2 protein-coding genes and 1 pseudogene are annotated in these 2,491 nt (G+C 72.3%); all 3 read right to left on the bottom strand.

What is annotated here, in order from left to right; genetic code table 11:
• A pseudogene (locus AC31A1_RS50105) lies at positions 1-375 on the bottom strand (ADP-ribosylglycohydrolase family protein); the annotation flags it as partial.
• Positions 363-1,565, bottom strand: a complete 1,203-nt coding sequence (locus AC31A1_RS50100; RefSeq protein WP_489659710.1) for an ADP-ribosylglycohydrolase family protein — start codon at positions 1,563-1,565, stop codon at positions 363-365. The gene AC31A1_RS50100 and the pseudogene AC31A1_RS50105, both read right to left, overlap by 13 nt.
• 8 nt (positions 1,566-1,573) lie before the next feature.
• Positions 1,574-2,491 (bottom strand): ADP-ribosylglycohydrolase family protein (locus tag AC31A1_RS50095; RefSeq protein WP_489659709.1); only part of this gene is annotated, 918 nt, incomplete at its 5' end.

The following is a 2,491-nucleotide window of genomic DNA, read 5'->3' as shown; positions in this document are numbered from 1 at the left end:
CTCCACCGGTTTGCCGAGGACACAGCCGACGGCCCGGCCCAGCCAGGCGGCCTCGAAGAGGGCCGGGCGGGGTGGGGAAGTGGCGTGTGGAGTGGGCCAGTTGGGGCAGAGGGCTTTGATCCGTGCCAGGTCGGTGGGCTCCTGGTCCGCCAACCGGCTGGGCAGGTCGGCCAGTTCGTCCAGCAGGTCCTCGGCGAGCAACCGGAGGTAGCGGGTGGGGGGTTGGGCCGACGCGCCCGCCCGTTCCGGTGCCTCCGTTCCGCCCGCCGCCCGCCAGCGCGCCGCGATCGCCGACGGTTCGCGCCCGTCCTGGGCGGCCTGGCGCAGCTCGTGGCCGAGCAGGTCCTCCGGCTGGACCCAGGTCAGTCGGAGCACTTCAGCCCTCCGATCTCGGTGAACGCCGCCTCGTGGGCCCGGCGTCGGAGGACATCGCGTTCGAAGAGCTCGCGGGTGACGGCGGTGAGGGTCGCCGCCGGTTCCCAGAGATCCAGGCGGCTGGCCTCGGCGACCGTCTTCGACCAGTCCCGCGGGACCGTTGAGCCGAGGGCGCCGGCCACCGCGCCGGCCATCGTCGCGATCGAGTCGCAGTCCCGGCCGTAGTTCACCGAACCCAGTACCGCGTGGCGGTAGTCGCCGCCGGAGACCACCAACATGCCCAGGGCGACGGGGAGTTCCTCGATCGCCTTGGTGCGGGAGGGGCGGCGGGCGTCCAGGGACGGGGCGCGGTAGTCGGGGCCCACGGTGTCGTACGGTGCGACCGCCTCCCGCAGGGGAACCAGCGCCGACTCGAAGTCCGAGTAGCGGGCGGCCACTTCGCAGACCTGCTCGATGGCGGTGTGGGTGCCGTCCTTCGCCAGGGCGAGGCAGGCGGTCACCACCGAGTCGGGGGTGGCGCCCGGAACGCAGGCCGCGGCCACCGCCGCCGCGAAGACACCGGCTGCCTCTCGGCCGTACGACGACTGGTGGGCGCCCGCGATGTCGAGGGCCTCGGCGTAAGCGCCCGCCGGGTTGGCCGCGTTGACCAGGCCGACCGGGGCCATGTACATCGCGGCACCGCAGTTGACGATGTTGCCGACGCCGGCCTCGCGGGGGTCGACGTGGCCGTAGTGGAGGCGGGCCGCGAGCCATTTCTCCGCGAGGAAGACGCGCTGGAGGGGGATGGCTTCCGCTTCCAACTCCGGGATCCAGCGCGGGTTCTGCATCAGGTCCGGGACGAGGTGGTCGGCGACGGAGTAGGCGTCGAGGTGGTCGCGGACCTGGGCGTAGACCCGTACGAGAGCGTGGGTCATCAAGGTGTCGTCGGTGACGTGGCCGTCGCCCTTGTGGTACGGGGCGATGGGGCGGGCCGTGCGCCAGGCTTCGCCGTTCCAGGGGCCGACGATGCCGTGGACGCGGCCCGCGTGGCGTTCGAGGATCTGGTCGGGGGAGTAGCCCTCGACGGGGCCGCCGAGGGCGTCGCCGACGGCGGCACCCACGAGGGCCCCGGTGATTCTCTCTTCGAGGCTGGTTTCTGTTTCTTTGGGTTGTTTAGGTTGTTTGGATTCTTTGGGTTTTTTAGGTGCCATGCACCGAATCATCCTCCTGGTGGGGGCGGTTGTGTGGCTTCCAGGAGTTCGGCGAGTTCTACGAGGTCCGTGCCGGTGAGGCGGGGGAGGGCGCAGCCGGAGAGGGTGCGGCAGGCGTCCCGCCAGGTCGACGGGATCGCCTGGCCGCCGCTGAGTGCTCCGGTGAGGGCGCCTGCCAGGGCCGGGGCCGAGTCGGCGACCCGGGAGAGGCAGGCTGCGGCGGGGACCGCTTCTGCGATGCGGCCGCGGGCGGCTGTCGCCAACGCGAGGGCTACCGGGACGGTTTCGGCGGCTGCGATTCCGTAGCTGTAGACGTGGTCGACGATCTGGTGTTCCAGGAGGGGGATCAGGGCGAAGGCGTTGTCGCTGTCCTGGGCCAACTTCAGTGCGTGGCGGGCGTTGCGGCCGATTTCCGTGGCTTCCGGGAGTTCGGCCAGGGCGGCTGCGACGCACTCGTCCACGGCCGTGCCGACCAGGGCGAGGGAGAGGGCCGCGGCCATCGCTCTGGCGCCGTGGACTCCGTCGCCGTCCTGGGTGTAGTGGGCGTCGAACTCGGCGAGGGCGGCGGCGCGTTCGGGGTCTCCGGGGTGCGCCACGGCCAGGACGCATGCCCTTACGCAGGCCGCGTCGTCGAAGTAGTGGGGGTTGTCGTGGCCGGTGGCGGGTGGGCGCAGGCCGGCCGCGAGGTTTCCCAGGCCTGCCCGTACCGAGATGCGGGCGCGGAGGGGGAGTACGGCCGACTCGACCTCCGGGGCGCGGTCCGCTGCGGCGGCGACCTCGCTGGCGATGGCGTTCCAGGTGAGGTCGATCGCGGCGCGGGTGCGGCGCTCGCGGCTCAGGTCGCCGAGGACTGTGTCGTCGCCGGCTCTCAGTACGGCTTCTGCGGCGAACGCTGCCCATTCGGCGTCGTCGGAGGGGCCCAGGCG

The sequence above is a fragment of the Streptomyces sp. P5F9 genome (assembly GCF_057961495.1).
Note: the sequence above shows the minus strand (reverse complement) of the source record. Positions and strands in the feature narration are given on the sequence as shown.

What these genes read in the sequence shown, in the direction of transcription:
- AC31A1_RS50100 (WP_489659710.1), bottom strand. Translation starts at nt 1,565, where the DNA reads ATGGCACCTAAAAAACCCAAAGAATCCAAACAACCTAAACAACCCAAA.